The sequence below is a fragment of the Burkholderia sp. S171 genome, assembly GCF_009766085.1.
Classification (GTDB): domain Bacteria; phylum Pseudomonadota; class Gammaproteobacteria; order Burkholderiales; family Burkholderiaceae; genus Caballeronia.
In genome coordinates this window covers 74,757-96,249 of the sequence record NZ_LMUF01000057.1, presented here as the reverse complement: position 1 = coordinate 96,249, position 21,493 = coordinate 74,757, and the positions used below count along the sequence as shown (strand labels likewise).

Below are 21,493 nucleotides of genomic sequence, written 5' to 3'. Positions count from 1 at the left end.
GCAAAAAGCGCGGCCCGAAGGTCGCGCCCTGCTTGTTTCACGCTCGCGGTTTTATTGGCCCTTCGTGTCGCTGCTGGCGTCGGCCCCCGGCATGTTGGTCGTATCGGTCGCCGACTTGTGCATCATCTTGCGATGCACCTTGCCGCCCTTCGACATGGTCCCGGAGGCCGGGTCTCCGCTGCTTGTGGCTCCTGCCGTCGCAGCGCCATGCGCACTGCCGCCGCCCGTTCCACCATTGCCATTGCCACCACCGCTCTGTGCAATAGCGAGTGGTGCGCTAGTAATCAGGCAAGCTGCGAGCACTGCAGATAATTGGGTCGTTGTCATTCGTTTCTCCATGAGTCGATGGCGGGAACCGCGTACCTGGAGCGCAGCAACCGGCGTTCCACGCGATGTTTCCGGCCGGCCGCATCGTGATAGTATTTACTGTATATCCATACAGTAATCATGTCCGATCAACCCGCCTACATCATCGCGGTACGCGCGTTGTGCGAGTTCACCGCCAAGCGCGGCGACCTCGACTTGCGCTTCACGCCTTCGCCCACCGCGCAGCAGGGCATGGCTGGGCACAAGCTCGTCACCGCCCGTCGCGGCGAACGTTACCAAGCTGAATTAAGCCTCTCCGACACCTTCGGTCCGCTGCACGTACGCGGCCGCGCGGACGGCTACGACCCTGGCCTGAACCAGTTGGAAGAGATCAAGACGTACCGCGGCAAGCTCAGCGCCATCCCCGACAACCATCGGCATCTGCACTGGGCGCAAGCGCGCATCTACGGCTGGCTGTGCTGCAAAACGCTGAACCTGCAGGAGATCCGCGTTGCTCTCGTCTACTTCAATATTGGCGACGAGAAGGAGACGGTCTTCACCGAACTGCAATCCGCCGACGCACTCCGCGATCACTTTCGCGAGCACTGCGAGCGTTTTCTGGCGTGGGCGCAACAGGAACTTGAGCATCGCGCCAAACTGGACGGCGCGCTGGCGGAACTGGTTTTCCCTCACGCGTCCTTGCATCCGGGGCAACGGGAACTGGCGGCGGCCATCTACCGTTGCGCGCTGCATGGACGAAGTCTGCTGGCGCAAGCGCCAACGGGAATCGGTAAAACGCTGGGCAGTTTGTTTCCACTGTTGAAAGCATGGCCTGCTGCGAAGCTCGACAAGATCTTCTTCCTCACCGCGAAGAGCTCGGGCCGCCAGTTGGCCCTTGACGCACTCACCACGCTTGGCCGCGGCACACCGCTGCGCGTGCTCGAACTGGTCGCGCGCGACAAGGCCTGCGAACACCCCGACAAAGCCTGTCAAGGCGAATCCTGCCCCCTCGCACGCGGCTTTTATGACCGCTTGCCTGCCGCACGACAGGCCGCGCTGAAGGCTGCGCAACTTGATCGTCAGGTGTTGCGCGAGGTGGCCCTTGAGCACACCGTCTGTCCGTACTATCTGAGTCAGGAACTGGCGCGCTGGAGCGACGTCATTGTCGGCGACTACAACTATTACTTCGACACCAGCGCCATGCTGTTTTCCCTCGCGGAGTCGAAGGAATGGCGTGTCGGCGTACTGGTGGACGAAGCGCATAACCTGGTTGAACGCGCCCGCGCCATGTATTCGGCCACGCTGGATGAAGCGCGTTTTCGCAGCGTGCGCCGCACCGTGCCGCCACATCTGAAGCGCCCATTCGACAAGATCGCCCGGGCGTGGAAAACCATATCGGGCGAGCAGACGGTCGAATACGAGGTGCACGCGGAACTGCCCGGGCGCTTCATTGAAGCGCTGGAAAACATGATCGCAGCAGTCACTGAAATGACGGAGTTCGTAGGCGAGCAACCTGCCGCGCTGGATCGCGAGATGCTGCGCTTTTACTTCGATGCCATGCATTTCGTGCGTATTGCCGAGCGCTTCGACACCCACTCTCTCTTCGATACCACTCTATCTCCGCAGGCCAGCACAAAGCGCAACACTGTGCTGTGCCTGCGCAATCGCGTGCCCGGGCCGCATCTGAAATCGCGCTTTGCGCGCGCGCATTCAGTCGCGCTTTTCTCGGCTACGCTCACGCCCATGCATTTCTACGGCGACATGTTGGGCCTCCCCGAAACCTGCCTGCAGATGAATGTGGAATCGCCTTTTCACGCGGACCAGTTGCAGGTGCGGGCCATAGCGAACGTGTCCACGCGATTTCGCGATCGCGAGCAGTCCGTACCACCACTCGTCGATCTCATCACGGCTCAATACCGGCGCGCGCCCGGCAACTACCTGAGTTTCTTCAGCAGCTTCGACTACCTCGATCAGGTCGCCAACGCGCTGCTTCGCGAGCATCCCGACATTCCGGTGTGGACGCAATCGCGTTCCATGAGCGAAGTGGACCAGCAAGCCTTTCTCGCACGCTTCACACAAACAGGCCGCGGTATCGGCTTCGCCGTGCTCGGCGGATCGTTCGGGGAAGCTATCGACCTGACCGGCACGCGGTTGATCGGCGCGTTTATCGCTACGCTTGGGCTCCCGCAACTGAATCCGGTCAACCAGCAGATGAAAGCGCACATGGACGAAGAGTTCGGCGCCGGGTACGACTACACGTATCTGTTTCCCGGGCTGCAGAAAGTGGTACAGGCTGCCGGGCGCGTGATTCGAGGGCAGACGGATGAAGGCGTGCTGTATCTGATCGACGACCGTTTTGCCCGTGCCGACGTGCGCCGCCTGCTGCCTTCCTGGTGGCGGGTGGAGATCGTCCGGCACACCACAGTCCCGGTAACCGTCACGCGGGCATCGGCTTTGCTGTGAGTCTCGCGAGCGAGCCGCCCCGGCGCGCCCCCACCCACGCGAGGAATTATCATGGCCGCAACCCCTACGACCCGGCAGGATGCACTGACGCTGCTTGAAGACGAACATCGAGCGGTGGAGAAGCTGTTCGACGCATTTGAACGCGCGGATGATGACGACCTGGAACGCAAGGCGACCCTCGTGCAGCGCGCATGCGAACTGCTCACCATGCACGCGATTGTGGAAGAGGAAATCCTCTATCCGGCGGCTAAGGAAGCGCTTGGCCGGGACGACAAGGACGACGTGAATGAAGCGGTCGTAGAGCACTTTCTGGTGAAGACACTGATCGAAAAATTCTCGACGATGAAAGCCGGCGATGAAGGCTTCGACGCCACCTTCAAGGTCCTGACCGAAAGCGTCAATCACCACGTAGAGGAAGAAGAGTCCGAGCTGTTCCCGGAATTGCGCAAGACCCGGCTCGATCTCGCGAAACTGGGTGAGCGGATCGCCACACGCCGCGAAGCGCTGCAAAGCCGGCTCACTCAAGTCGCGACGCAGCATTGACACCGCGCGATGCGCATCCTCCGGCAGTTTGCTAACATGGTCCAAGCCGCAGCTGCCGGTAGCGCCGCTGCGGTGGCGCCGGCGGCTCGTGCAAGGCAATATCGGAGCGCGCCTCGTGACCCTCATCGTGTACATCAATACCGCCGGCAATCAGAACGCACGTGACAACGACCTGTTCCAGATCGACGCGGCCGGCTTCCTCGTCGACATGGGTTGCGTGCTCGTCGATCACTGCAGCCATGCGGTGAATGCCGCGTCGCGCATCGCGCTCCAGCGAGCTATCCGCCGCATCAAGCCCGGCGACACATTGGTCGTCGCGCGCCTCGGTTACCTGGGCAGCAGCATCAACGACGCCGTATCGACACTCACCACGCTGTCTGCCAAAGGGGCCCACGCCATTTGCATCGATGCAGGCAAAACCGATCTTTGCGCGAACGGGGAAGGCTCACCCATCCGCATGCTTCAGCTTGCCGCCGAACTTGAGCGCGATGCCAAACGCGCCCGCGCGCTCGACGCCGCCGCGATCGCCAAGAAGGACGGCATGCATCAGGGACGTCCCGCCTCGTTGTCCGACTCACAGCGGCAACAAGCGTTGAAGGCGCTTGCCGCAGGCAGCACCGTGACGGCAATTGCACGGGTGCTCAGCACGTCGCGGCAGACGATCATCCGCCTGCGCGACGCGGCGTCGCGCGACACCGCCGTGATGCAGTCACCGCCAATGGAGCACTGAGCCGCGCGAGCGGCAAGGCTTCACGACGGGATCCAATTATTCATCAGATTATTTGGTCGATCACCAATATGAACGCAACATCCGGAGTGTTTTGAAACGCCGGGCAGCGGACACTGGGGGTCATCGAAACCTGCATGGAGAACTGTTAATGGATGCCCTGGCGACGAATATCGAAGCACGCGTGAATGCTGTCGACTGGCATGGTGTCCAAGAGGATCTGGATGGATTCGGCTGTGCGACAGTCGAGCGCCTGCTCACGCCGGCGGAATGTGACGCGCTGAAAGCGCTTTATGTGCGCGACGAGTTATACAGAAGCCGCGTCGTCATGGCGCGCCACGGTTTCGGCCGCGGCGAGTACAAGTACTACGCTTATCCGCTGCCTGAGGTGATCGGCACCTTGCGCAGCGTGGTGTATCCGCATCTTGTCCCCATTGCTAATCGATGGAACGAGATCATGCGTATCGAGACCCGGTATCCCCCGGACCACGCCGATTTTATCGACAGATGCCACGCGGCCGGCCAGCTTCGCCCCACACCGCTGATCCTGCAATACGGGCAAAGCGATTACAACTGCCTGCATCAGGACCTGTACGGTGAGCACGTGTTCCCGCTTCAGCTCGCGATTCTGCTGTCGGTACCGGGACGTGACTTTACGGGCGGCGAATTTGTAATGACCGAGCAGCGGCCGCGCATGCAGTCGCGCGCCGAAGTCGTGCCGCTAGCACAAGGGGACGCAGTGATATTTGCCGTGCATAACCGGCCGGTGAACGGCACGCGCGGGGCATACCGGGTGAATCTCAGGCATGGGGTGAGCCGGCTGAGATCGGGGCACCGGCATACGGTTGGCATCATTTTCCATGACGCAACCTGAGACCCGATGTCCCGCAGCTACTAGTCACTCATTCTCATCAAAGTAGTGGCCAAAGCGCACCTGCTTCGTCTTGATGTAGCGCTCGTTTTCCTCACGCACGGGAATGGCCAGCGCCACCCGTTCGCAGACCGGGATATCGTGCTTGAGCAGCGTGTCAAACTTCGACGGATTGTTGCTCATCAAGCGCACCGACCGCACATCGAGCGCTCGCAAGATAGCCGCGGCTGAATCGTATTCCCGCGCGTCGTCGGGCAGACCGAGATGCAGGTTGGCGTCGACCGTGTCGTAGCCCTGCTCTTGCAGCGCGTACGCGCGGATCTTGTTCGCCAGCCCGATGCCGCGCCCTTCATGACCGCGCAGATACAGCAAGATACCGCGATTTTCAGCCGCGATATAACGCATGGCGAGGTCCAGTTGCTCGCCGCAATCACAGCGATACGAGCCGAATACATCGCCGGTGACACACTCGGAATGCAGCCGGCACAACACGGATTCGCCATGGCTGACATCGCCCATGACAAGCGTCAGATGCTCTGCGCCCGTGCTCATCACGCGATACACATGCGACTCAAACACACCGTAACGCGTGGGAATGGTGGCCTTGGCCACGAGTTCGACGCGTTCTTCGTGGGCTGCTACGGCAGTGGCTGCCGGTGAATCAGAAACGTTTTTCATGTTCTCTTGTACTGCATAGGAGGGCGTGGGCCGCATGCCGGTATTTAATCGATAACTTTAGCAAGAAGCCGGAAAAAAGCGGGAGCGCCCGGTCCGACATGTTAAAACGCCCGGGAAATATTTGCAGCCCGCAGGCCTCAATCCGCCGCAGCCACGTTGGAAATTGGGTGCAAGGTGCAGGAACCAGTCCAAATTCCCACGACTGATTTCCATATATCTAAAGAAGAACGTATCGCTTCGTCAAAAATTCCCTGGTTGGTAAAGTACATGATTAATTAGGCACGCCCGTTTGCTCCAGGGCACCGCTCGTCAACCTTCACCGACCTTACATGCCATCTAAACGCCTGACACCCGGCTCGTTTCTCGCTCCAGCCCGCAAAATGGCGCTGACTGCGGTTTGCACCCTTGCAGCCTTCGGCGCGCTCGCCGGCACCGCCCAGGCAGCGGGCAAAACCCTGGTGTTCTGTTCCGAAGGCAGTCCGGCGGGCTTCGATTCCGCGGAATACACCACCAGCACGGACTTCGACGCCGGCGCGCACGCAGTCTACGACACCCTGGTTGAATTCGAGCGCGGTTCGCTCAACCTGGTGCCGGGTCTGGCCGAGTCATGGGACGAGTCGCCCGATGCGAAAACCTTCACGTTTCATCTCCGGCACGGGGTCAAGTTCCAGACCGCCTCCTGGTTCAAGCCCACGCGCGACTTCGACGCGGACGACGTCGTCTTCACGTTCAAACGCATGATCGATCCGGAGAATGCGTTCCAGAAAGCGCATCCGGTCAGCTTTCCGTATCTCAGCGATCTCGGTTACGACAAGAACATTGCATCGGTTGAAAAACTCGACGACTACACGGTGCGCTTCACGCTGCACACGTCAGACGTGGTGTTCGTGCGCAACATAGCGATGGAGTTCGCGTCCATCGTGTCGGGCGAATACGCCGACCAGTTGCTGAAGGCCGGCAAGACGGAGGACCTGAACCAGAAGCCCGTGGGCACGGGGCCGTTCGTGTTCCGCGAGTATCAGAAAGACGCGATCATCCGCTACGACGCGAATCCGGACTTCTGGAACAAGAAGGACGTGCATATCGCGAAACTGGTGTTCGCCATCACGCCGGACGCCGCCGTGCGCATGCAAAAACTCGCGAGCGGCGAATGCCAGATGACCGCCTTCCCGCGCCCCGCCGACATCCAGACCGCGCGCAGCAATCCGAAACTCGCGGTGCTCTCGGGAGTGGGATTCAACGTGGCCTATGTCGGCTACAACACCACCCACAAGCCGCTCGATAACGTGCTGGTGCGCCGTGCGCTGGACATGGCCGTCGATAAACCGGCCATCTTGAAGAGCGTCTACGAGGGGGCGGCGACCGTGGCCTCGAATCCGATGCCGCCGTCGCAATGGTCGTATAACAAGGCGTTGAAAGATGCGCCTTACGATCCCGTGAAGGCCCGTGAGCTGCTGAAGCAGGCGGGGTTTCCGAACGGCTTTTCCATTACGTTATGGGCCATGCCCGTGCAGCGCGGCTACAACCCCAACGCACGCCTGATGGCGCAATTGATTCAATCGGATTGGGCGAAGATTGGCGTGAAAGCGAATATCGTGACCTACGAATGGGCCGAATATAACAAGCGCGCGAAAGAAGGCGGCGAGCACGACGCCATCCTGTACGGCTGGATGGGCGATAACGGCGACCCGGACAACTGGCTCGGCACGACCCTCGGCTGCGACGCGGTGCATGGCAGCAACATGGCGAAGTGGTGCAACAAGCAGTTCGACGATCTGCTCGGGAAAGCGCGGCTGATCACCGACCAGCCGACCCGCACCAAGCTGTATGAGCAGGCGCAGGTCGTGTTCAAGGATCAGGTTCCGTACACGCCGATCGCCCACGCGACCGCGTTCCAGCTGATGACGAAGGACGTCAAGGGCTATGAGATCAGCCCGCTGGGCGGTCATCGTTTCGACGGCATCTCGCTTGACTGAGAACGCTGACTGCAGTTGGCTTAAATACGCGGCGACGGGCTTTCAACGGTCCGTCGCCGCGTGGCTTCATGCGGGGTGATCGAAGCTGCCGGGGCTCTTGTCCGTCGCGCTCCATTGCGGCTTGCGAGTCCGCTCGGCCTTCTGCAGACCGGCCTTCAGGCCTTCTCTGTCGAAATCCTTCGTGTAGACCGGCGTGCCCGGTTGCTGCCGCCAGGAGTCGTCAATACCGCCGTTGTCCACGGGATCGAACCCCATCTCGCTGACCAGTTGCATGACGACAGCTTTGGCATCGGCGGCATCGCCCGAGACCGGCAGCGCAACGCGTCCCGGCGTGCCTTCAGGCTTGCCGAGATCGCGCAAATGCGCCGCGTAAATGTTATTGAAAGCCTTGATGACCGGACGCCCGATCTGCTGCGCGACCCAGGCGCTTTCCATCATGCCGGACTCGATTCCGTCGATACGGCCATCGCGCTCGCGCGGATAATAATTACCGGTATCGATCACGACCGTGGTTTCCGGCACGTCGTCGAACAAGCCCGCCGGCAGATTCAGCACTTTCTTTTCGGGAATCGTGACCACGATCACGGCGGCGCCGCGGACCACGTCGGCGAGTTCAGCCGGCTTCGCCCCGGTTTCGCCGGCGACTTCCGCCAGCGTATCCGGCCCCCGCGAGTTGCCGATCAGGACCTCGTGCCCATGCTCAACCCAGCGCAGCGCCAGCACGCGGCCAATATTACCCGCGCCAATGATGCCAATTTTCATACACCCTCCTGTTGATTCAGTTAGCTAAAGCAGGATGTGCGCAACGCCCATGCCCGTGTTTGTTGACTTGCCGGCCATCCCCGAACTGGCAGCAGGTTCCAGGTAACGATAAAATGCGGCCCCGCTGGCGCAGCGGACAGTTGCAACCGCCTCGTTAACCCTGATAGCCTCACCCCATCGGCCCCATTAAATCATTCGATTTTCCATATTGGGCGTCTCCCTGCATACTTCATGCACTTCTCCTTAACCACTTAACACAAGGACTTACGCAATGCCGATCATCAACAGCCAGGTCAAACCGTTCAAAGCCAACGCTTATCACAACGGCGACTTCATCACCGTGACCGAAGAAAGCCTGAAGGGCAAATGGTCCGTCCTGGTGTTCTACCCGGCTGACTTCACGTTCGTTTGCCCGACGGAACTCGGCGATCTGGCCGACCGTTACGCAGAATTCAAGAAGCTGGGCGTGGAAATCTACAGCGTGTCGACCGACACCCACTTCACGCACAAGGCATGGCACGACACGTCGGACACGATCGCCAAGATCCAGTATCCGATGATTGCCGATCCGACGCTGGTCATCTCGCGCGCGTTCGACGTGCTGATCGAAGAAGAAGGCCTGGCGCTGCGTGGCACGTTCGTGATCAACCCGGAAGGCGAGATCAAGCTGTGCGAAGTGCACGACAACGGCATTGGCCGTGACGCTGGCGAACTGCTGCGCAAGGTTCAGGCAGCGCAATACGTTGCGGCACACCCGGGCGAAGTCTGCCCCGCCAAGTGGACGCCGGGCGCTGAAACGCTGACGCCGTCGCTTGACCTGATCGGCAAGATCTAAGCTTTAAATCCTCGCTGCTTCAAATCCTAGTTGTAAGCGCTGTACAGTCCGGGCCGCTCGCGGCCCGGATGACGCTCGCCTCGCATTCCTTGCCTTAATAAACACCCCTCGTCACGGACTTCAAATCGCCATGCTGGAAGCCAACCTCAAGACTCAGTTGAAAGCGTATCTGGAAAAGGTCAGCCGGCCGATCGAGATCGTCGCTTCACTCGACAACTCTCCGAAATCCGTCGAGCTGCAAGGCCTGCTGCATGAAATCGCCACGCTGTCGGACCGCATTGCGGTGATCGAGAAGCGCGACGATGCACAACGCAAGCCGTCGTTTTCCATCGGTGAACCGGGCAAACCCACGGGTATCCGTTTCGCGGGCATTCCGATGGGCCATGAATTCACGTCGCTGGTCCTGGCGCTGCTCCAGACCGGCGGCCATCCGGTCAAACTCGACGACGCGGTGATCGAACAGATCCGCGAGCTCGACGGCGACTATGAGTTTGAAACGTATATCTCGCTGTCGTGCCAGAACTGCCCGGAAGTCGTGCAGGCGCTGAACGTGATGGCGCTCATCAATCCGCGTATCCGCCAGGTCACCATCGACGGCGCGCTGTTCCAGGACGAAGTCGAGCAGCGCCAGATCATGGCCGTTCCCACCGTCTACATGAACGGTGAAGTGTTCGGGCAAGGCCGCACCGGCGTGAAGGAAATTCTCGCGAAGCTCGATAGCAACGCCGGCGCTCGTGCTGCGAAAGAGCTCGAAAAGAAAGGCGTATTCGATGTGCTGATCGTCGGCGGCGGACCGGCCGGCGCGGCGGCTGCCATCTACTCGGCGCGCAAGGGCATCTCGACCGGCGTGGCGGCTGAGCGCTTTGGCGGGCAAGTGCTGGATACGCTCGCTATCGAAAACTTTGTCTCGGTGCAAGCGACCGAAGGACCGCAGTTCGCAACCGCGCTCGAGCAGCACGTCAAGAGCTATGACGTCGACATCATGGACGTGCAGCGTGCCGACGCGCTCGTGCCGGGCAAGATTCACGAAGTGCGCCTCGCCAACGGCGCGGTGCTGAAAGCGAAGACGATCGTGCTGGCGACGGGCGCTCGCTGGCGCGAAATCAACGTGCCGGGCGAGAAGCAATATCGCAATCACGGCGTGGCGTATTGCCCGCATTGCGACGGCCCGTTGTTCAAGGGCAAGCGTGTTGCAGTGATCGGCGGTGGCAATTCCGGCGTTGAAGCTGCGATCGATCTGGCTGGACTGGTCAGCGCGGTGACGTTGCTCGAATTCGGTACTGAACTGCGTGCCGATGCCGTGCTGCAACGCAAGCTGCGCAGCCTCAAGAACGTGACCATCATTACGCAGGCACAGACTATGGAAGTCACCGGCGACGGCAAGAAGGTCAACGGCCTGTCGTACAAGGACCTGAGTTCGGGCGAAACGAAGCACGTCGAGCTGGAAGGCGTCTTCGTGCAGATCGGGCTGGTGCCGAATACGGAGTGGCTCAAGGGCACGGTCGAACTGTCGCGTCACGGTGAGATTGTGGTGGATGCGCGCGGCGCGACGTCGGTGCCAGGCGTGTTCGCGGCCGGCGACGTCACCACCGTACCGTTCAAGCAGATCGTGATCGCGGTCGGCGAAGGCGCCAAAGCATCGCTCAGTGCATTCGATTACCTGATCCGGAATTCGGACACGGAAACGGTTGAGGCTGGAGCCGAGGAAGTGGCGGCCTGAAGCCGGCGGGCAGCGGTTCACCTTACGGATAGCTGTTTAGACGCTTCGATCTAATCGTAGTATCAAACGCCCGATAATCACCTATCATGTTGATTATCGGGCGTTTTTTCGTCCTTTCTCCAGCTTACATCGCGTAACAAATACCGTTAATTAGACGGCCCATAAATTGTCTAAAGAATTGCCCCGAGTTGCCGTAGATATCAAGAGTGAGATTCGGTTCTCGCGTCGAGTGCACACCTGCGGCCATCGGACAGCACGTGCCGATGCACAAATCACCTCGAGGTCATGACGGTATGGGAATTCTCGGAAACACCTTCAGCACGTTCTTTCGCGGCCACGGGCGGTCACACCCCGGCATGGCACAAAAACTTGAACGCGCGCTTCGCCGGGAAGGCGATTTGAAACGCGAGCTGACGCAATTGCAGCTCAGGGCATCGGGGAACGAGCCTGATCTCGACGTCAAGATGGACCTGATGAAATTCGATGTCGCGCAGGAAAAAGCCGCGGTCGCGAGTTTGACAGCGGCGTTGCTCAGCGCGCAGGAAGACCTGGAACTCGAGAAAGCGAACCGGTCGGCTGCGATTCATCTGTTGAAGAAACATGGCGTGATCGATGGTATTTCTTACGCGAGTTTTACGCGCGAGCAACGGGTCGAGTTGATCGCCGTGGCAATGGACGAGGTTGCGGGGAAAGAGACCACGAGCCGGTGGAGAGCGCGGTCGCCGGCTAGTGCGAAGTCGGGGTCGTCGGGTAGGAGCAAGGGGTCGTAAGGGCTGCAAGGTGGGCTCGACGGAACCTCGCTCTCACACCCCCCCATTCGCCCCACCCCATATCTTTAGCTCGTTTTGATATTTAAGATCTGCGTCAGCCGATGTTAGCCTTTAAAGCTATCGGCAGCGTCCTGAAGCGTCTCTTCACGCACTGCCTTCACAGTGTGAATCAACGAGGAGCGTCTTTCGTGAGCGTCGAATTTATCGGCATGATCCAGCAGCAAAAAGTGTCGGAGACGTATCTGGCGCGCGGTCCGGCAATCGATATCGACTATCTCCGCGACTTCGCCCAGGCGCACGAAAAGGCCGGTTTCGACCGCATTCTCGTGCCCTATCAGTCGACCAGCCCCGACGCCATGCTGACCGTCGCTTACGCGGCCGGCGTCACGCAGCGCATCCACTTCATGCTCGCGCATCGCCCCGGCTTCGTCGCGCCGACCCTGGCCGCCCGCCAGCTCGCCACGCTCGATCAGCTAAGCGGCGGCCGCCTCGCGGTCCATTTCATCTCGGGCGGCAGCGACGTCGAGCAACGCCGCGACGGCGACTTCCTCTCGCACGACGAACGCTACGCCCGCACCGACGAATACCTGCAGATCCTGCGACGCGTGTGGACCGAATCCGACCCCTTCGATCACGAAGGCCGCTATTACCGCTTCGAAAAAGCGTTCTCCGAAGTAAAGCCCAAGCAAGCCCCCTACGTACCGATCTATTTCGGCGGCGCATCGGCACCGGCTATCGAGGTCGCGGGCAAGCATGCAGACGTCTACGCGTTGTGGGGCGAATCGAAAGAACAGGTGCGCGAACAGGTCACTCGCGTTCGCGCTGAAGCAGCAAAACATGGGCGCAACGTGCGTTTCTCGGTGTCGTTCCGGCCCATTCTTGCGGCAACGGAAAAGGCCGCGTGGGAACGTGCTGAACATATCCTTGATGAAACGCGTCGGCTGCGTGCGCAGCAAGGTCTCGGTGAAGCAACGCCGCAGCAAAGCGAAGGCGCGCGTCGCTTGCTCGCCGCAGCAGGCGACGGCGTACGTGCCGATGATCGCCTGTGGACCGGCGTAGCGAAGGAGATCGGGGGCCGCTCGAATTCGACTGCACTCGTTGGCACCCCAGCTCAAGTAGCGCAAACGCTGGCCGAATATCACGCGCTCGGCGTCACCACCTTCCTGATTCGCGGCTTCGATCCGCTGGAAGACGCGCTCGATTACGGCCGCGAGTTGATCCCGGCCACGCGTGAACTGACCGCGCAAATAGCGCACGCGGCGTGAAGCGACAATAAGCGATGAGCCATGTAAAACTGCGCGGATTTATAAGCGAGATTGCGCAACTCGTCGATAAAAATTTACCAGAAGCGCACCTGCTTGAACACGGGGCGGTGTCGCTGAGCAAGCTGATAGCCGAAGATGACTGGCTACCCGATGCCTACGCGCAACCATCGCCTGATCGCTATCAGCAATTCCTGCTTTACGCCGATGCCCGTCAACGTTTCTCGGTCGTCAGCTTCGTGTGGGGACCGGGGCAACAAACGCCTGTTCACGATCACACGGTGTGGGGCCTCGTCGGCGTGCTGCGCGGCGCGGAAGTCGCACGCTCTTATGCACGCACCGATCAGGGTGCGCTTCTGGTATCAGGCGAAGACCAGTTGCTCGAACGGGGTGCAGTGGCGGCGGTGTCGCCGTCCATCGGCGATATCCATCGCGTAAGCAATGCGTTCGACGACCGGGTATCCATCAGTATTCATGTGTACGGTGCGAACATCGGCGGCATCTCGCGGCACGTCTATCCTTCTGACGGCCCGCCAAAACCGTTCGTCTCCGGCTACACGAACAACACGCTCCCCAACCTCTGGAACCTCTCGAAGGAACGACTCGACTCATGAGCGCCATCTCCCAGCGCAGCTTCAACGACGTGCGCAACGCCCTGCTTTCAAAGCGCGAAATAGCCTTCCTCGATGTCCGCGAAGAAGATCCGCACGCGCAACGTCACCCCTTGTTTGCAGCGAACCTGTCGTTATCGAAGATCGAACTCGACGCCTTTACGAAGTTGCCGCGCAAGAACGTGCCCATCGTTCTCCTCGATGACGGCGAAGGTCTGGCGGAACGGGCTGCGCGACGGTTCGAAGAACTCGGCTATACCGATGTTGCGTTGTTCGAAGATGGTTTGAAAGGCTGGGAACGCGCAGGCGGCGAAGTGTTCCGCGATGTCAACGTGCCCAGCAAAGCGTTCGGCGAATTCGTCGAATCGAAGCAGCATACGCCGGCGTTATCGGCTGAAGCCGTTGATGCGCTACTGAAAAGCGGCGAGGACGTGGTCGTGCTGGACGCGCGCCGCTACGACGAATATCAGACGATGAACATCCCCGGCAGCATCAGCGTTCCGGGTGCCGAGCTCGTGTTGCGCGCTCGTGCGCTCGCGCCCGATCCCAAGACGCGCGTGATCGTGAATTGCGCGGGGCGTACGCGCAGCATTATCGGCACGCAGTCGCTGGTGAATGCGGGGCTTCCGAACCCGGTGGCCGCGTTGCGTAACGGCACGATCGGCTGGTTGCTCGCGGGTCAATCGCTCGCCCATGGCAGCGCTCGGCAGTTCGCCACCGGCGACGGTCGCGCCGACGCGGCTTCGCGTGAATCGGCACGAGCCGTAGCCGATCGCGCAGGCGTGAAACGCACGACGCTCGCAGAGGCGAAGCGCTGGGCAGAAGATGTTGAACGCACGACGTATCGCTTCGATGTCCGCACGCCGGCCGAATATGAACACGCGCATGCAGCAGGTTTTCAAGGCGCGCCGGGCGGACAACTGGTGCAGGAAACGGAGATGTTCGCGCCGGTCCGAGGCGCTCGCGTGGTCCTCTTCGACGACGATGGCGTGCGCGCCAACATGACAGCGTCATGGCTCGCGCAGATGAACATCGACGTGCATGTGATCGACGGCGCAACGAGCGCCGACCTGACCGAACAAGGCTCGTGGCGCGCCGCGAAACCGCTGCCCGCAGCCATACCAAAGATCACCGCAAACGAACTCGCCGCCCTGCTCGACGATCCAGCGAGTCAGACGATCGTGCTCGACTTCACAGCGAGCGCCAACCATGTGAAGGGACACATTCCCGGCGCATGGTGGACCGTGCGATCGCGGCTTGCGCTCGACCTCCCTGCGCTACCGGATGCGAAGCAATACGTGGTCACGTGCGGATCGAGCGCGCTTGCCGCATTCGCCGGACCGGAAGTGGCGGCGATTACATCGAAGCCTGTCTTGTTGCTCGAAGGCGGTACCGCTGCATGGACCTCGGCAGGCTTGCCGCTTGCGCAGGGTGAGACACATCTGGCGTCGCCGCGCATTGACCGGTATCGGCGTCCGTATGAAGGCACCGACGCCCCGCACGAAGCAATGAGCGCGTACCTTGAATGGGAGTACGGTCTCGTCGCGCAACTCGAACGTGACGGCACGCATGGCTTCTTCGTAATCTGAAACATCTGATTTGACGCGGGCCGCCCCGATCCGCGTCATTCCAATTCTGGTGATTAGCAAAGCAGAACAACGCGTTTGTCTAATGCCGCGTCGAACCGTATCGTGAATCTTTTCCCTGCCTGGAAGATTCATGAAACGACGCAGTCTCCTCCTGATCGCCGCGCTGACTGCATTCACCGCGCTGCACTCTCTTGCTTCGGTGGCCGAACCAGTTCTGAAAGTCGGCGACCAGCAGTTGCAGGTACGCGGGATCCTGGAAGCGTCCGGCCAGTTGAAAGACGTGCCGTACAAGATCGAGTGGTTCAACTTTCCCGCCGCGCAACCGCTCGGTGAGGCCTTGAATGCAGGCGCAATCGATATAGGCGGTCTGGGCGACGCCCCGCTGATCTTCGCTTACGCCGCCGGTGCACGCGTGCGAGCGGTAGCGGCAACGCGTTCACAACCCGTCGACCTCGCGATCCTTGTGCCGGCCGGCTCCCCCATCAAAAGCGCAGCCGATCTGAAAGGCAAACGCATAGCGACCACGCGGGGTTCCATCGGCCATTTTCTGGCCATCGCGACGCTGGAACGTGCGGGCATCAAGCTCTCTGACGTGACGCTGGAGTTCATGCAGCCGGCCGATGCCAAGTCCGCGCTGGAGTCGGGCAACGTCGATGCATGGTCTACGTGGGACCCGTATGTTGCGCTCGGTGAATTGCGCGATAACAACCGCAGCGTGGCGAATGGCGTGGGACTTTCATCGGGGCTGAGCTTTCAGGCCGCCACCGACGAATCGATCAAGACCAAACGCGCGGAAATTGATGACTTCGTGCGTCGCGTAGCAGCCGGTCAACAATGGGCGTTGTCCCATCCTGACGAAGTTGCGGCCATCCAATCTCGTGTCACCCACCTGCCCGCCAATGTACTGAAAGTCGTCTATCAGCGAGCGCAGTTGAAGCCAATCACGATCGACAGCAAGGTGATCGCCGAGCAGCAACGCACGGCCGACCTCTACGTTCGCGCGGGCGTGATCAAGACCACGCTCGACGTGACACCCAGTTTCGACGCCCAGTTCACGGCGCATTAACATTCGTCAATAACGGACCTTCCGATGACCGTACGGCATCCTCCCACTGCCTTGCAGGACCCTATCGCGCTCGACGCCCTCGCCGATCTCGACAGCAACGCCGCCGATCCATGGCTTGCCGCGCTTACTCAGGATTTCGCTGCGAGCGCCGGTGTGCTGGATCGCGATGCGATCTTTCCCCACGACAACCTCGCGCGTTTGCGAAGCGCCGGCTTGTTGGCCCTAACAGTGCCGCAAGCACTTGGTGGCCGGCAGGCGACGCTCCCGCACGTGCTCAAAGTGATACGAGCGGTCGCACGTGGGGAGCCGTCGACCGCGCTGATCCTTGTGATGCAATGTCTTTATCATCTGCGTCTGCAGGCCAATCCTAACTGGCCGCAAGCATTAAAGGAACAGGTGGCGCGCGACGCGGTGGAACACGGCGCGCTCATCAACTCACTGCGCGTGGAGCCCGAACTGGGCTCGCCCTCTCGCGGCGGTTTGCCCGGTACTATCGGTCGTCTGACCGACAGCGGCGATGCCTGGATTCTCAACGGCAGCAAGATCTATTCAACCGGCAGTCCCGGGCTGACATGGTTCGCTGTTTGGGGCCGCACCGACGAAAACCCGCCGCGCGTGGGGACGTTCCTCGTGCATCGGGATACAGAGGGCATTCGATTCGGCGAGCCATGGAACCACCTCGGCATGCGTGCAACCGGCAGTCACGAAGTGATCTTCGAGAACGTGCGTGTTCCGGCTGCTCGTGCGGTCGACCTGAATTCCCCAGAGATCGCCGCGAGCGGCATGGACCCGCTGACGACGCTGTGGATGAACGTGCTGCTCTCATCGATCTACGATGCCGTCGCCCGGTCTGCGCGCGACTGGTTTGCATCATGGGCCACGGATCGCAAACCCGCCAACCTCGGCGCACCGCTCTCCAGCCTCGGCAGTTTCCAGCAGACCCTTGGCCGTATCGACGCATTGCTGCTCAACAATCGCGTGCTGCTGGACGCCGGTTCGCACGGCAGCGTTCCGCTGCATGAAGCACCCGCTATCAAATACCTCGTCACGCAGAACGCCATCACCGCCGTTGAACTCGCGGTCGAGGCAAGCGGCAATCCGGGGTTAAGCCGCAACAACGCACTCGAACGCCATCATCGCGACGTGCTGTGCTCGCGCATTCATACACCGCAAAACGATGCGCTGCTCGGCGCATTCGGACGCGCAGGATTCGCCGCGCACCAAGCCAACTCTTCTCTTAAAGGAGCACCACTATGAGCGTTGAATTCATCGGCTACGTGAGCCATCAGGAATCAAGCGAAATCCACTTGCCGCAAGGTCCCGCGGTCAATCCGCCCTACATTGCTGCGGTCGCGCAAGCGCATGAATACGGTGGTTTCGATCGCGTGCTGATCGCGCATTCAAGTGCATCGCCGGACGGCTTCCAGATCGCGTCGTTCGTCGCGCAACAGACCAAGCGTTTGGGCATCCTGCTTGCGCATAGGCCGGGCTTTGTCGCGCCGACGCTGGCCGCCCGTCAACTCGCCACGCTCGATCATTTCAGCGCAGGCCGCACCGCCGTGCACATCATCTCCGGCGGCGACGATACCGAACAGCAACGCGACGGCGACTTCCTCGATCACGACGACCGCTACAAGCGCACCGATGAATATCTTGATGTCGTGAAGCGGTCATGGACAAGCGAAACGCCGTTTGATCACGAGGGCGAGTTCTATCGGGTGAAGGGTCACCGATCGCTGGTTCGCCCCGTGCAGAAGCCGCATCTTCCGGTGTATTTCGGCGGTTCGTCAGAAGCAGCAATCCAGGTCGCGGGCAAGCATGCCGATGTTTTTGCGTTGTGGGGCGAATCGCTAGCCCAGGTCGCCGAGACCATCGCCCTTGTGCGCGCCGCCGCCAAACCGTATGGCCGTGAGAACGCAATCCGCTTCAGCCTTTCGCTACGCCCGATCATCGCTCCAACAGAAGATGCCGCGTGGGCACGCGCGGAATCGATCCTCGCACGCGCGACGGACGTGGTGAAAAGCAATCCTAACTTTACACGTCGACCGACCGAACCGAAGAACGTCGGTGCACAGCGTCTGCTCGCCGAAGCAGCGAAGGGGACCGTGGTGGACAAGCGTCTATGGACCGGCATCACCGCGCTGACGAAAGCGGCGGGCAACTCCACATCGCTGGTCGGCACGCCCGAGCAAGTGACGGAGGCGTTGATCGAATATTACCGTCTGGGGATTTCCACGTTTCTGATCCGTGGTTTCGATCCGCTGGAAGACGCGCTGGGTTATGGCCGCGATCTGTTGCCGCTGGTACACGCAGCGGTTGCAAACGAGGACAGCAAAGCGAACGTGAAAGAACTCGATACGGTTCAGGCCTGAACGCAGTCTGCGACGTGAACGGCGGTGACGTCGGGCAGCTACCGCTGCAGCGCCGTCCACGTAACGCCTAAAGCGCCTTCGACCTGTTGCAGTTCCACCATCGCGCAGTCGCGAACAATAAAGACCGCCGCAAGTTCGTCGAACGCCGTTGTTGCAAGACGTCTGGGCGCAGCAAACGTTGTTCCAACGCTCTGAAGTAAAACGCGATCGGAGCCGTGAGGGCCGGCGACAATCGCCTTCATTCGCAGCAGCCGATCACCGGTCATTCCGGCTATATTTTCAAGCCATTCAAGAACATCTTCCCAGTTCGGTTTCTCCGCAAACCGAGCGCGGAATACGCGCACGCGAGGATGAAGCAAGGCCTCGCTGACCTGCGTTGGCTCGCTGCCTCCGATCAGCGGCGACACCGAAGTATCCACCTCTGCGAAGGCCTCACGCGCCCGGATCGACGGCGCAAATTCATCGACAATACGAGCCATCGGATTGATGGCCGCGACGACGCTGCGTGCCTGCGCGCGCCGCTCCGCACTGACAAGACCGATCTTGGTCAGTACTACCGTATGAGCCGCACTGAGTTGCGCAGAGGCATCGTCGAAATCGTGGTCAAGTGGCGGCCGGCTACAGTCGTAAGTGGCCACGATAAGCAACCGAAAGCGTAATTCAGCAAGTTGCTCCAGCGAACGCATGACAGCCCCAGGCCGCGACAACCCGCTGCATTCCAGAACGATCCGCTCGAATGCCGGTTGGCCCGCCTGCGCACGCAAAGCGACCAGCTCTTCGACCGTCGTCACCAGATCGTCAGTCAACGAACAGCATACGCAACCGTTGCTGAGGGTTGCCATCGTCATGCCGCGGGCCGACTCCGAAAGAATCGCCCCATCGATATTGATCGCACCCACTTCGTTCACGATGACAGCTGTCGACGCACCGCTACCCGCGTCAAGCAGCGCCTCGAGCAAGGACGTCTTGCCGCTTCCGAGAATTCCGGCGAGGATGAAAAATTGCGTGGAGGCCGTGTTCATACCTTTGACCTGCCGGTTGGTCCGAAGGGCGTTTCGCCATCGGGCCACGTAGCCGACACCATCGCGCGCACATCAGCCAATAGCTCCTCGACAGAAAACACCACACCGCCCTTGATGGTGAGTTCAATCGAGCGCTTTTGTTCCAAAGAGCGCAACTCATCGTTCAGCCGCAAGGCGCCGGTTCCGTAAAGCAGCTTGAAATCGGTCAAGGGATTCTGGCCGTGCACAAGAATGTCCGCACAGCGACCGACTTCGAGCGCGCCGGTCTCGTCTTCTATGCCCAGCAGCTCGGCAGATTGAGCCGTCGCCGCACGCAGCACCTCTAGCGGCGAGAATCCTGCTTCCTGAAAAAGTTCGAGTTCCCGGACATAACCGAACCCGTAGATCTGGAACATAAACCCGGAGTCGCTGCCCGGGCATACGCGGCCGCCCCTGTTCTTATATTCGTTGAGGAACTGCATCAGCATGCGGAAGCTCTCGCGCCACTCGACTTCGTTCTTCACAGACCAGCGATAAAAATACGCACCATGACCCCCGCGCTGTGGCTGGAAATACTTCCACGTGGTGTTATCCGTGTACGCGTCATGCCATTCAGCCCTGCGCGCACGCATGAGATCCCGGTTGCCGTCATACACGTTCATCGTAGGGACGAAGGTATGGCCGACGGCCAGAAACGCATCCAGCACGTCATTCCATTTCTGACTGCCCGGCTTTGCCGCCTGGAGGAATGTCTGGCCGGCCGTGGAGAATCTCAGGTACTCGTCGTTATAGTTGTAGTCGTCCCCAATCGTTTGCAGCGTCCGCCCCTCGAAGAGCGCCTCTGGCAAGCCATACGCGTGCTCGGTGCTTGTCAGCCCCCATTGCGCCGTCTTGAGCGCGTTCATACGGCCCACCGAGAGCTGCGCATGATGACAACACGTACGTAGTCCTAGTAACTTGCACTCATCCAGAGCCGCTTGCATGATCGCCGGCGGTGCTCCGAAAAACTTTACCCCCTTTGCGCCTTTCTCACTGACTCTTCTCAGCCATTGCCGCCCTTCTTCGGGGCTGTAGATCGTCTTGAGGTAGTCGTTGACAGCGGGAAAGTAGACGTAAGGGTACAGGTGCGGCGCCGCGATGCGGTTCGCGTCGGCTGCGGCCTTTTGCTCACAGGTCCATTCGAGTCCGTTCATGCAGCCCGCTTCGCGCACTGACGTCACACCATGTGCAAGCCAAAGCTTGTACACATAGTCCGCCGGCATCATCTCGCCATTTTCTGCATGAAACGGGGTGCCGATATGCGCGTGACAGTCGATGAATCCCGGTGTCACGAACTTGTTGGTGCAGTCGATCTCGTGATCGCCCGCGGCTGGCCTGCGTTGCTCGTTGATTGGAAGTCCCGGGACGCCCACGGCGGCAATTTCCGTGATCCGATCGCCCTCGATAACGATATCGGCGGGGCCCCAAGGAGGCGCCCCGGTGCCGTCAATAACCGTGGCACCGCGCAGGACCAGCCTGCGAAACGGGCCAGCGCCGCGGTCTCGCGACGAGGCAGGACGAACCTGGCCAAGCCCCTTCTTTGCAAAGCCCGCGACCATCTCTTCGCCGACTTCAATCGTGATGTTTGGTGTCGTCATTGTTCCTCCCGGTTCCCACTACGGACGCAACCAGTTCGACCTTGATCGCGCGAGCGCTGATTTTTGAATGCTATGTCAGAAGACTTTCGTCCGGTGGATAGGGTAGAAATTCAAAAAAGCAGGAGATACCTATCAAACATACAAAATAGACAACGATATTTCCTTTTTCCCGGCTCTTATTCTATGTTTGATACAAATCCACCCGTGTTCATTACGTTGTTTTGAGGGTAGTTGCGCGAATTGTGGCTGAGTCCAATGACCAACAGGGAGCGCACGGACAACCCGCGCGTTCAACCTCATAGAC

19 protein-coding genes are annotated in these 21,493 nt (G+C 60.4%); 14 read left to right on the top strand and 5 right to left on the bottom strand.

Annotated features, from left to right (window positions below; translation table 11 throughout):
- Positions 1-51: 51 nt before the first annotated feature.
- Positions 52-327 carry a hypothetical protein gene (locus GSQ93_RS32795; protein WP_158940092.1) on the bottom strand — a complete coding sequence of 92 codons (276 nt, stop codon included), beginning with the start codon at positions 325-327 and terminating at the stop codon, positions 52-54.
- Between the two features lie 120 nt (positions 328-447).
- Here GSQ93_RS32795 and GSQ93_RS32790 point away from each other — a divergent pair, with 120 nt between their 5' ends.
- The 4 genes from GSQ93_RS32790 to GSQ93_RS32775 all read left to right on the top strand — a co-directional run bounded on the left by GSQ93_RS32790 (position 448) and on the right by GSQ93_RS32775 (position 4,913).
- A complete protein-coding gene (locus tag GSQ93_RS32790; protein WP_158940091.1) occupies positions 448-2,769 on the top strand; it encodes an ATP-dependent DNA helicase in 2,322 nt (773 codons plus the stop codon).
- Positions 2,770-2,820: 51 nt separating this feature from the next.
- Complete coding sequence (locus GSQ93_RS32785; RefSeq protein WP_158940090.1) at positions 2,821-3,312, top strand: hemerythrin domain-containing protein; 492 nt, start codon at positions 2,821-2,823, stop codon at positions 3,310-3,312.
- A 115-nt stretch (positions 3,313-3,427) separates the two neighbouring features.
- A complete protein-coding gene (locus GSQ93_RS32780) occupies positions 3,428-4,042 on the top strand; it encodes a recombinase family protein (protein WP_158940089.1) in 615 nt (204 codons plus the stop codon).
- 148 nt (positions 4,043-4,190) lie between these two features.
- Positions 4,191-4,913 carry a 2OG-Fe(II) oxygenase gene (locus GSQ93_RS32775; RefSeq protein WP_158940088.1) on the top strand — a complete coding sequence of 241 codons (723 nt, stop codon included), beginning with the start codon at positions 4,191-4,193 and terminating at the stop codon, positions 4,911-4,913.
- Between the two features lie 24 nt (positions 4,914-4,937).
- Here GSQ93_RS32775 and ribA read toward each other — a convergent pair whose 3' ends face one another.
- Positions 4,938-5,588: a GTP cyclohydrolase II gene (gene ribA / locus GSQ93_RS32770; RefSeq protein ID WP_158940087.1), complete on the bottom strand. Its 651-nt coding sequence runs from the start codon at positions 5,586-5,588 to the stop codon at positions 4,938-4,940.
- Positions 5,589-5,917: 329 nt separating this feature from the next.
- Between ribA and GSQ93_RS32765 the strand changes: the two genes are divergently transcribed.
- The gene (locus GSQ93_RS32765; RefSeq protein ID WP_158940086.1) at positions 5,918-7,564 is read left to right on the top strand and encodes an ABC transporter substrate-binding protein; all 1,647 of its coding nucleotides are present in this window, start codon (positions 5,918-5,920) and stop codon (positions 7,562-7,564) included.
- A gap of 66 nt (positions 7,565-7,630) precedes the next feature.
- On the opposite strand, the gene GSQ93_RS32760 is transcribed toward GSQ93_RS32765, so the two are convergent.
- Positions 7,631-8,326, bottom strand: coding sequence for an NADPH-dependent F420 reductase (locus GSQ93_RS32760; protein ID WP_158940085.1), 696 nt, complete (start codon positions 8,324-8,326; stop codon positions 7,631-7,633).
- Positions 8,327-8,597: 271 nt separating this feature from the next.
- On the opposite strand from GSQ93_RS32760, the gene ahpC reads away from it, so the two are divergent.
- The 9 genes from ahpC to GSQ93_RS32715 all read left to right on the top strand — a co-directional run bounded on the left by ahpC (position 8,598) and on the right by GSQ93_RS32715 (position 18,551).
- The gene (gene ahpC / locus GSQ93_RS32755) at positions 8,598-9,161 is read left to right on the top strand and encodes an alkyl hydroperoxide reductase subunit C (protein WP_158940084.1); all 564 of its coding nucleotides are present in this window, start codon (positions 8,598-8,600) and stop codon (positions 9,159-9,161) included.
- Positions 9,162-9,291: 130 nt separating this feature from the next.
- Positions 9,292-10,881: an alkyl hydroperoxide reductase subunit F gene (ahpF, locus tag GSQ93_RS32750; RefSeq protein WP_158940083.1), complete on the top strand. Its 1,590-nt coding sequence runs from the start codon at positions 9,292-9,294 to the stop codon at positions 10,879-10,881.
- Between the two features lie 356 nt (positions 10,882-11,237).
- Complete coding sequence (locus tag GSQ93_RS32745) at positions 11,238-11,651, top strand: hypothetical protein (protein WP_216857714.1); 414 nt, start codon at positions 11,238-11,240, stop codon at positions 11,649-11,651.
- A 188-nt stretch (positions 11,652-11,839) separates the two neighbouring features.
- On the top strand, positions 11,840-12,916 hold the full coding sequence (locus tag GSQ93_RS32740) for an LLM class flavin-dependent oxidoreductase (protein ID WP_158940081.1): 1,077 nt from the start codon (positions 11,840-11,842) through the stop codon (positions 12,914-12,916).
- Positions 12,917-12,930: 14 nt separating this feature from the next.
- Entirely contained in the window at positions 12,931-13,527 is a 597-nt protein-coding gene (locus GSQ93_RS32735; RefSeq protein WP_158940080.1) for a cysteine dioxygenase, read from the top strand.
- Positions 13,524-15,113: a rhodanese homology domain-containing protein gene (locus GSQ93_RS32730; RefSeq protein ID WP_158940079.1), complete on the top strand. Its 1,590-nt coding sequence runs from the start codon at positions 13,524-13,526 to the stop codon at positions 15,111-15,113. Before GSQ93_RS32735 ends, GSQ93_RS32730 begins: the two co-directional genes overlap by 4 nt.
- 130 nt (positions 15,114-15,243) lie before the next feature.
- Positions 15,244-16,179 carry an ABC transporter substrate-binding protein gene (locus tag GSQ93_RS32725; protein WP_158940078.1) on the top strand — a complete coding sequence of 312 codons (936 nt, stop codon included), beginning with the start codon at positions 15,244-15,246 and terminating at the stop codon, positions 16,177-16,179.
- Between the two features lie 24 nt (positions 16,180-16,203).
- Positions 16,204-17,436 (top strand): acyl-CoA dehydrogenase family protein, encoded by a 1,233-nt coding sequence (locus tag GSQ93_RS32720; protein WP_158940077.1) that lies wholly within the window; start codon positions 16,204-16,206, stop codon positions 17,434-17,436.
- On the top strand, positions 17,433-18,551 hold the full coding sequence (locus tag GSQ93_RS32715) for an LLM class flavin-dependent oxidoreductase (protein WP_158940076.1): 1,119 nt from the start codon (positions 17,433-17,435) through the stop codon (positions 18,549-18,551). Before GSQ93_RS32720 ends, GSQ93_RS32715 begins: the two co-directional genes overlap by 4 nt.
- 38 nt (positions 18,552-18,589) lie before the next feature.
- On the opposite strand, the gene GSQ93_RS32710 is transcribed toward GSQ93_RS32715, so the two are convergent.
- Positions 18,590-19,573, bottom strand: a complete 984-nt coding sequence (locus GSQ93_RS32710; protein ID WP_158940075.1) for a GTP-binding protein — start codon at positions 19,571-19,573, stop codon at positions 18,590-18,592.
- Positions 19,570-21,189: an amidohydrolase family protein gene (locus tag GSQ93_RS32705; protein WP_158940074.1), complete on the bottom strand. Its 1,620-nt coding sequence runs from the start codon at positions 21,187-21,189 to the stop codon at positions 19,570-19,572. Before GSQ93_RS32705 ends, GSQ93_RS32710 begins: the two co-directional genes overlap by 4 nt.
- Positions 21,190-21,493 lie beyond the last annotated feature (304 nt).

Excerpts from the sequence above, each read along its gene's own strand:
- ahpC (WP_158940084.1), top strand. The coding sequence starts at position 8,598 with ATGCCGATCATCAACAGCCAGGTCAAACCGTTCAAAGCCAACGCTTAT.
- ribA (WP_158940087.1), bottom strand. The coding sequence starts at position 5,588 with ATGAAAAACGTTTCTGATTCACCGGCAGCCACTGCCGTAGCAGCCCAC.
- GSQ93_RS32715 (WP_158940076.1), top strand. The coding sequence starts at position 17,433 with ATGAGCGTTGAATTCATCGGCTACGTGAGCCATCAGGAATCAAGCGAA.
- GSQ93_RS32765 (WP_158940086.1), top strand. The coding sequence starts at position 5,918 with ATGCCATCTAAACGCCTGACACCCGGCTCGTTTCTCGCTCCAGCCCGC.
- GSQ93_RS32710 (WP_158940075.1), bottom strand. The coding sequence starts at position 19,573 with ATGAACACGGCCTCCACGCAATTTTTCATCCTCGCCGGAATTCTCGGA.
- GSQ93_RS32795 (WP_158940092.1), bottom strand. The coding sequence starts at position 327 with ATGACAACGACCCAATTATCTGCAGTGCTCGCAGCTTGCCTGATTACT.
- ahpF (WP_158940083.1), top strand. The coding sequence starts at position 9,292 with ATGCTGGAAGCCAACCTCAAGACTCAGTTGAAAGCGTATCTGGAAAAG.
- GSQ93_RS32720 (WP_158940077.1), top strand. The coding sequence starts at position 16,204 with ATGACCGTACGGCATCCTCCCACTGCCTTGCAGGACCCTATCGCGCTC.
- GSQ93_RS32705 (WP_158940074.1), bottom strand. The coding sequence starts at position 21,189 with ATGACGACACCAAACATCACGATTGAAGTCGGCGAAGAGATGGTCGCG.
- GSQ93_RS32725 (WP_158940078.1), top strand. The coding sequence starts at position 15,244 with ATGAAACGACGCAGTCTCCTCCTGATCGCCGCGCTGACTGCATTCACC.
- GSQ93_RS32760 (WP_158940085.1), bottom strand. The coding sequence starts at position 8,326 with ATGAAAATTGGCATCATTGGCGCGGGTAATATTGGCCGCGTGCTGGCG.
- GSQ93_RS32735 (WP_158940080.1), top strand. The coding sequence starts at position 12,931 with ATGAGCCATGTAAAACTGCGCGGATTTATAAGCGAGATTGCGCAACTC.
- GSQ93_RS32790 (WP_158940091.1), top strand. The coding sequence starts at position 448 with ATGTCCGATCAACCCGCCTACATCATCGCGGTACGCGCGTTGTGCGAG.
- GSQ93_RS32730 (WP_158940079.1), top strand. The coding sequence starts at position 13,524 with ATGAGCGCCATCTCCCAGCGCAGCTTCAACGACGTGCGCAACGCCCTG.
- GSQ93_RS32775 (WP_158940088.1), top strand. The coding sequence starts at position 4,191 with ATGGATGCCCTGGCGACGAATATCGAAGCACGCGTGAATGCTGTCGAC.
- GSQ93_RS32745 (WP_216857714.1), top strand. The coding sequence starts at position 11,238 with ATGGCACAAAAACTTGAACGCGCGCTTCGCCGGGAAGGCGATTTGAAA.
- GSQ93_RS32785 (WP_158940090.1), top strand. The coding sequence starts at position 2,821 with ATGGCCGCAACCCCTACGACCCGGCAGGATGCACTGACGCTGCTTGAA.